This window comes from Streptomyces sp. NPDC004752 (genome assembly GCF_053601275.1).
On sequence record NZ_JBSGBN010000127.1, the window covers coordinates 22,167 to 28,680 of the forward strand.

Consider the following 6,514-nt stretch of genomic DNA (forward strand, 5'->3'; position numbering starts at 1 on the left):
TGGCTGAGGTGGACTGGGGCAGTGCCGAGCAGGTAGAGGATGCCATCGACGCCTCGTCGATGTTCGGACCCACCCTGGGCCGTCCACTGGTGGACCGGATCAAGGGCGCGGAGCAGCATCACATGAAGGAACTGCGGCCGGGTTCATCAGGAACGAGCGAGATCCGCATTCTGTTCGCATTCGACCCGGTGCGTCGGGCGGTCCTGTTGCTCGCCGGCGACAAGGCGGGCAACTGGCAACGCTGGTACGACGCCAACATTCCGCTCGCCGAGAAGCGCTACCAGGCACACCTCGCCGAACTCGATACAAGGGAGTACGAATGAGCACTGTCGGCTGGGAGGAGACAAAGCGCAAGCTGCGCGAGCGCCGGGAGGCTGCCGGGCTGCCGGTTCGTTCTGCCGAGGAGAAGCAGGCGGCTATGGACCGGCTGATGGCCGAGGTCCGTGCGTACCGGCTCGCGGAGATCCGGCGGGAGCAGTCGCTGACCCAGAAGGACGTGGCCGGGACGATGGGAGTCTCTGCACCCAGGGTGTCGGCGATCGAACGCCGAGACGCTGACCGGACGGAAGCCGCGACGCTGCGGTCGTATGTGGAGGCCCTCGGGGGAAGGCTCCGCGTGGTGGCCGACTTCGGCGATACGGAGTACACCGTCGCCTGATCCCTTTTCCCTACTGATGGCGGTTGTGTTCGATCCCGAGCGCGAGGCACACCCGGTTGCCGGCGGTGCGCATGTCGTGGAGCCGGGGTGTTCGTCGGGGTGGTGGGGTGGCGCGTAGGGTGCCGGGATGATCGGGATACCGGAGGAGTTCGCGCGGAGCACCGTCGAGCGTGAGGGGGAGGCCGGGGCGGCGTGGCTCGCGGAGCTGCCCGGGATCGTGGAGGAGGTGACGGGTGCCTGGGGGTGTGTGCCGGACGGTGAGGTCATGCACGGGGGCGTCGGCGTCATCGTCCCGGTGCGACGGGCCGCCGGAGCCGCCGTGCTGAAGGTGTCGTTTCCGCACCCCGGCAATGTCCATGAGCCGGACGCGTTCACGGCGTGGGCCGGGCGGGGGGCCGTCCTGCTGCACGAGCGTGACGATCAACGGTTCGCGATGCTGCTGGAGCGGGCCCGGCCGACGACCCTCGCCGAGGTCGAGGACGGTGACGAGGTGGTGGCGGTCGCCGGGCGGCTCAGCCGTCGGCTGGCCGTCCCCGCGCCGCCCGGCCTGCCCCGGCTGCGCGAGCAGTGCGATGCCTGGGAGGAGCAGCTGTGCCGGGACGCCGAGGAGCTGACGCACGCGCTGCCGCGCCAGGCGCTGGATGCAGCCGTGGCGGCCGTACGGGAGGTGGGCCGGGTCCAGCCGGAGCTCCTCGTCCACGGCGACCTGCACGCCCGGAACATCCTGCGCGCGGACCGCGAGCCATGGCTGGCAGTCGACCCCAAGGGGTGCGTGGGAGACCCCGCCTACGACGCCGGCATCCTGCTGAAGTCCCGCGCGCTGACGCTCCTCGAAGCGGACGATCTGCGCAAGGCCGTCCACCGCGTCCTGGACGTCTTCGCCGAAGCCGCGGAACTCGACCGCGAACGCGTCCTGCGCTGGTGCCAGTTCCATGCCGTCGAAACCGCGTTCTGGGGCCGCCGCCACGGTTTTCGTACCGCCCGCAGCGGATCGCTACTGGACCGGCTCACCCGGTTCGCCGACCGCCTGGCCGAATTGCTCACCGAACGCCGGTAGAGCGCCCCGGCGCCGACGCGCGAGGCGACCGGCCCCGGCGCGCGAATACGGCTGCCGCGCCGATGCCGATGCCCGATGCCGCGCGGATACCGCTGCCGCGCCGACACGCGCCGGTACTGCGCGGACACGCGCCGCTACCGCTACCGCGCCGTCGCCCGTGGTCGGGCGCGCTCACGGCCACGGTCCGGTCACGACCCGGCGGGGAGGCGTTGCCTGCCAAGGTAATGAAACGGTCGCGGTCTAGACTCTGCACGCAACGGCCTGCGCATCGACGACCGTGGCCGGAAGTGAGCAATGTCTGCCAAACCCGAAGGGTATTCGGCGCTTTGATACGGATAGATTCAGTCACCAAGCGGTACCCGGACGGCACCGTGGCGGTCGACCGGCTGTCGCTGGAGATTCCGGACCGCTCGATCACCGTGTTCGTCGGGCCCTCCGGCTGCGGCAAGACGACGACGCTGCGGATGATCAACCGGATGGTGGACCCCTCCGAGGGGCGCATTCTCCTCAACGGCGTCGACATTCAGGCGCAGCCCGTCAACACGCTGCGCCGGTCGATGGGGTACGTCATCCAGAACGCCGGTCTCTTCCAGCACCGCACCATCGTCGACAACATCGCCACCGTGCCCCGGCTGCTCGGCTGGAGCAAGCAGAAGGCCCGGGCGCGGGCCGCGGAGCTGATGGCGCGGGTGGGGCTCGCCGCCTCGCTCGCCAAGCGGTACCCCTACCAGCTGTCCGGCGGACAGCAGCAGCGCGTCGGCGTCGCCCGGGCGCTCGCGGCCGATCCGCCGGTGTTGCTGATGGACGAGCCGTTCTCGGCCGTCGACCCCGTGGTGCGCAAGGGCCTTCAGGACGAACTCCTGCGGATCCAGGAGGAACTGGGCAAGACGATCGTCTTCGTCACCCATGACATCGACGAGGCCATCAAGCTGGGCACGATGGTCGCCGTGATGCGCACCGGCGGCAAGCTGGCCCAGTTCGCCCCGCCCGCCGAACTGCTGAGCGCCCCCGCGGACGCCTTCGTGGAGGACTTCCTCGGCGCCGACCGGGGCATCCGCCGGCTGTCGTTCTTCTCGTCCGGCGCGCTGGAGCTGCGCACCGCCCCGGTCGTCGCGATCGACGCCGACGCCGGGCAGATCGCCGCGCGCGCCGCCGACGGCGCGCCGTACCTTCTCGTCACGGACCTCGACGGGAAGCCGCTCGGCTGGAGCGCGCCGGGCGACCTCACCTCCGGGAAGATCGACCGGGATCAACTGCTGTCGTACGGGCGGCCGTTCGTGCCCGGTGCCGACTCGCTGCGCGCCGCCCTCGACGGCGCCGTGCTGTCGCCGACCGGCTGGGCCGTCGGTGTGGACGCCACCGGCCGGGTCGTCGGTGTCGTCTCGCAGCAGGTCATCGGCGAGGCGATCCGCTCCGCGCACGCCACGGGGCGCAGCACGGCGAAGGCCGGCCGATGAGCGGTTTCTTCGACATTCCCAGCGACCTCCAGCACAGTTACTTCGGTCTGGTCGGCCTGCATCTGCGCGAGGCGCTGCTGCCGGTGCTCGCCGGACTGCTCGCGGCGCTGCCGATCGCCCAGGTGTGCGTGCGCTTCCGCCGTCTCTACCCGCCCGTGCTGGGCGTGACGACCGTGCTGTACGCGATCCCGTCGCTGGCCTTCTTCGTGGTCCTCATCGACTACACCGGCCAGAGCGAGACCACCGTGATGATCCCGCTGGCCGTCTACAGCCTCGTGGTGTTCGTCCCGGCGATCGTGGACGGGGTCCGCTCGGTGCCGCAGGAGACCCTCGACGCCGCCACCGCCATGGGGCTCGGGCCGATACGCCGCTACCTCCAGGTGCAGTTGCCGATCGCCGTGCCCGCGATCATCGCCGGCCTGCGGGTGGCCACCGTGTCCAGCATCTCCCTGGTCAGCGTCGGCATGTTGATCGGCAACCAGGGCGGGCTCGGCAATCTGCTGCACGACGGCATGATCTACAACCAGCCCCGCCTGGTCTGGCTGTCCGTCGTGGGCACGGCCGTCCTCGCCGTCCTCGCGGACGTCGTACTGGTCGCCGTCCGTCTGCTGCTGACGCCCTGGATGCCGCGCGGCACCCGCAGGACCCGCACCGCCGGGACCGACCCGCAGACCACCACCCGGCCCGAGCCGGCCGCCGTCGGCCTTAAGGACGCAGTCCGGTGAACGTACTCCACTTCATCAACGCCTTCTTCAGCGACGGTGCCCACTGGCACGGCTACGACGGCATCCCCACCCGGCTGGGCGAGCACCTCCAGTACTCGCTGATCGCGCTCGCCGTCGCGGCCGCCATCGGCCTGCCGCTCGGCCTGCTGACCGGGCACACCGGGCGCGGCGGCAACGTCCTCGCGTTCATCGCCACGGCCGCCCGCGCGCTGCCCAGCTTCGGCCTGCTGGTGCTGATGTTCGTGCTGCTCGGCTTCGGCCTGCTCCCGGTGATGATCCCGCTGGTCGTGCTCGCCGTCCCGCCGATCCTGGTGACGACGTACGAGGCGGTGCGCTCCGTCGACCCGTCCCCGGTGGACGCCGCCCGCGGCATGGGCATGGCGGAGTCACGGATCCTGCTGCGGGTCGAACTGCCCGTCGCGCTCCCGCTGATCCTCAGCGGTCTGCGCTCGGCGGCCATCCAGATCGTCTCCACGGCCACCATCGCCGCGTACGTCAGTCTCGGCGGCGTCGGCCGGTACATCGTCGACGGCCTCTACCAGCACAACTACGAGAAGGTCGTGGGCGGCGCCAGCCTGGTGGCCGTGATGGCCCTGGCGACACTCGCGGTGTTCTGGGCGGTGGCCCGGATCGCGGTGTCGCCCGGCGTGCGCAGGAGCGGCTGAGGGTCAGCCCTCGGTGCGGGCCAGCGCCAGCTCCAGTACGACGAGCAGCGCGTCCCGCACCGAGCCGCGTTCCCTGGCGTCGAAGACCACCAGCGGGACGCGGTCGCTGACGTCCAGCGCCCAGCGGACCTCGTCCAGGGCGTATTCCACCCTGCCGTCGAAGGCGTTGATCGCCACGGCGAACGGGATGCCCTTGTGCTCGAAGTAGTCGACGGCCGCGTAGCAGTCGTCCAGGCGCCGGGTGTCGACGATGACGAGCCCGCCGATCGCGCCCTCCACGATGTCGTCCCACATGAACCCGAACCGGTCCTGCCCGGGCGTGCCGAACAGGTACAGCTTGAGGGTCGGGTCGATGGTGAGGCAGCCGAAGTCCATCGCCACCGTGGTCGTGCTCTTGTGCGGGGTGTGCGTGAGGTCGTCGACGCCCGCCGCGACCTCGGTGATCGCGGCCTCGGTGGTCAGCGGCTCGATCTCGGAGATCGCGCCGACGGTCGTCGTCTTGCCCACGCCGAAACCGCCCGCGATGACCATCTTCACCGGCAGGGGTGGTCGTACGGCGGTGTGCGCGGCAGAGCCGTGGACCAGTGGTTCAGTCGGTGTCACGGAGTACCTCTCGGGAGTCGGGGATGGCCCGCAGGCCATCGATAACCCTGCGCAGGACGGATGCGTCGTGGGTGGTGTCGAAGTCGGGCACGTACACCGTCAACTGCCCGGCCGCGCGCAGGTCCTCGGCCAGCACACGGACCACGTTGAGGTGCAGCCGCAGCCGGGCCGCGAGCTCTGCCAGCGACTGCGGCAGCCGGCAGGCGGCGATGATGTCGTGCCGCTCGAAGGAGATCCGGTCGAGCGCGTCCAGGCCCGCGACGGTGGCCACCACCTGGGTCTCGACGGGCATCGTCCGGCCGGAGGCGGTATTCGCCACCCGGCCGGCGGTGACCAGGAACGGCCGTACGGCGGGGGCCGGGCCGACCCGGTCGGGGCCCGGGGGCGGGGAGCCGTCCGCCATGGCTTCCTACGCTTCCTCTCTCGGTCTCGGCGGGTCGGCCGTCAGCGGGCGACGCCGACGCTGTTCTTCAGTTCGAGCACCAGCTGGGGGCTGAGCGCGGCCCCGGCCCGGTTGGCGAACAGCGTCATCTCGTAGGCGATGTTGCCCAGCTTGGCCTCCTTGTCGGCGACCACGCCGAGGACGGCGCCGCTGCCGATCGCGGAGACGATGACATGACCGCCCTCCAGATCGATGATGACCTTGTTGAGGCCGCCCAGGCCGTAGTTGCCGGAGGCGCCCGCGGCCAGGCTGGTGATGCCGGAGACGATCGCGGCGAGCCGGTCGGAGTGGGCGCGCTCGCGCAGCTCCGACACGGCGATGAGCAGACCGTCGGACGACACGGCGATCGCGTCGACCACGCCCGCGGTCTCGGTCGCGAAGCGGTTCAGCAGCCAGGTGAAGTCGGCCGCGGCGGCCCGCAGGTCGGTCGGTGCGGTGCCTCCTGTCGGGGTGTCACCTGTCGACGTGCTCACTGCTCGGCTCCTTCCGGATAGTGGTTCTGGTCATGCGGCTGGTCCACGCGCTCAGGCCCCGTGCCGGGGCGCGCTGACGAGCCGGTGTCGCTGTCGAGCCGGGCCCGCGCAACCGCGGCCTCGAACTCCTCAAGTGCGTCGCGCTCGGCCTGTGCGTCCCGGGGGCGCATCGCCTGCGGTACGGCGGGTTGGACGCCCGTGGTCGTGGGGAGCGTGGCCCCGCGGACCCGGCGGCGCAGCGGGCGGGCGCCCGAGGAGGCGTCGTCCGCGCGGCCGGCGGGCGGCGGCATCTCGGTGCGGGCGCGCGGGATCAGCGGGGACCGGTCGCCGGGGGCCGCGGCCCCCTCATGGTGTGCGGCGGAGCTGCCATGGGTCACGGCGGCATTCTGCACGGTCGCCGGGGCCGTGCCGTCGGCGCCCTGCGATACCTCGCG

At 71.4% G+C, this 6,514-nt stretch carries 9 protein-coding genes and 1 pseudogene; 6 read left to right on the forward strand and 4 right to left on the reverse strand.

Annotated elements, in window-relative coordinates:
* Nucleotides 1-8: 8 nt before the first annotated feature.
* From ACWEKM_RS36760 to ACWEKM_RS36785, 6 genes are all read left to right on the forward strand, one after another.
* On the forward strand, nt 9-323 hold the full coding sequence (locus ACWEKM_RS36760; protein ID WP_451625625.1) for a type II toxin-antitoxin system RelE/ParE family toxin: 315 nt from the start codon (nt 9-11) through the stop codon (nt 321-323).
* Nucleotides 320-658, forward strand: coding sequence for an XRE family transcriptional regulator (locus tag ACWEKM_RS36765; RefSeq protein WP_451625626.1), 339 nt, complete (start codon nt 320-322; stop codon nt 656-658). Before ACWEKM_RS36760 ends, ACWEKM_RS36765 begins: the two co-directional genes overlap by 4 nt.
* A gap of 127 nt (nt 659-785) precedes the next feature.
* Nucleotides 786-1,715 (forward strand): aminoglycoside phosphotransferase family protein, encoded by a 930-nt coding sequence (locus ACWEKM_RS36770; RefSeq protein WP_451625627.1) that lies wholly within the window; start codon nt 786-788, stop codon nt 1,713-1,715.
* Between the two features lie 326 nt (nt 1,716-2,041).
* On the forward strand, nt 2,042-3,172 hold the full coding sequence (locus ACWEKM_RS36775; protein WP_451625628.1) for an ABC transporter ATP-binding protein: 1,131 nt from the start codon (nt 2,042-2,044) through the stop codon (nt 3,170-3,172).
* On the forward strand, nt 3,169-3,897 hold the full coding sequence (locus ACWEKM_RS36780; protein ID WP_451625629.1) for an ABC transporter permease: 729 nt from the start codon (nt 3,169-3,171) through the stop codon (nt 3,895-3,897). Before ACWEKM_RS36775 ends, ACWEKM_RS36780 begins: the two co-directional genes overlap by 4 nt.
* On the forward strand, nt 3,894-4,562 hold the full coding sequence (locus tag ACWEKM_RS36785) for an ABC transporter permease (protein ID WP_451625630.1): 669 nt from the start codon (nt 3,894-3,896) through the stop codon (nt 4,560-4,562). The genes ACWEKM_RS36780 and ACWEKM_RS36785 overlap by 4 nt, the downstream gene beginning before the upstream one ends.
* A 3-nt stretch (nt 4,563-4,565) precedes the next feature.
* Here the strand turns inward: ACWEKM_RS36785 and ACWEKM_RS36790 are convergent, their stop codons facing one another.
* From ACWEKM_RS36790 to ACWEKM_RS36805, 4 genes and pseudogenes are all read right to left on the reverse strand, one after another.
* Complete coding sequence (locus ACWEKM_RS36790) at nt 4,566-5,165, reverse strand: GTP-binding protein (RefSeq protein ID WP_451625631.1); 600 nt, start codon at nt 5,163-5,165, stop codon at nt 4,566-4,568.
* Complete coding sequence (locus ACWEKM_RS36795) at nt 5,152-5,568, reverse strand: DUF742 domain-containing protein (RefSeq protein WP_451625632.1); 417 nt, start codon at nt 5,566-5,568, stop codon at nt 5,152-5,154. The genes ACWEKM_RS36790 and ACWEKM_RS36795 overlap by 14 nt, the downstream gene beginning before the upstream one ends.
* A gap of 41 nt (nt 5,569-5,609) precedes the next feature.
* Nucleotides 5,610-6,080, reverse strand: coding sequence for a roadblock/LC7 domain-containing protein (locus ACWEKM_RS36800; RefSeq protein WP_451625633.1), 471 nt, complete (start codon nt 6,078-6,080; stop codon nt 5,610-5,612).
* A pseudogene (locus ACWEKM_RS36805) lies at nt 6,077-6,514 on the reverse strand (ATP-binding protein); the annotation flags it as partial. The pseudogene ACWEKM_RS36805 and the gene ACWEKM_RS36800, both read right to left, overlap by 4 nt.

Coding starts and splice junctions, on each gene's coding strand:
- ACWEKM_RS36765 (WP_451625626.1), top strand. CDS start 320: ATGAGCACTGTCGGCTGGGAGGAGACAAAGCGCAAGCTGCGCGAGCGC.
- ACWEKM_RS36770 (WP_451625627.1), top strand. CDS start 786: ATGATCGGGATACCGGAGGAGTTCGCGCGGAGCACCGTCGAGCGTGAG.
- ACWEKM_RS36780 (WP_451625629.1), top strand. CDS start 3,169: ATGAGCGGTTTCTTCGACATTCCCAGCGACCTCCAGCACAGTTACTTC.
- ACWEKM_RS36795 (WP_451625632.1), bottom strand. CDS start 5,568: ATGGCGGACGGCTCCCCGCCCCCGGGCCCCGACCGGGTCGGCCCGGCC.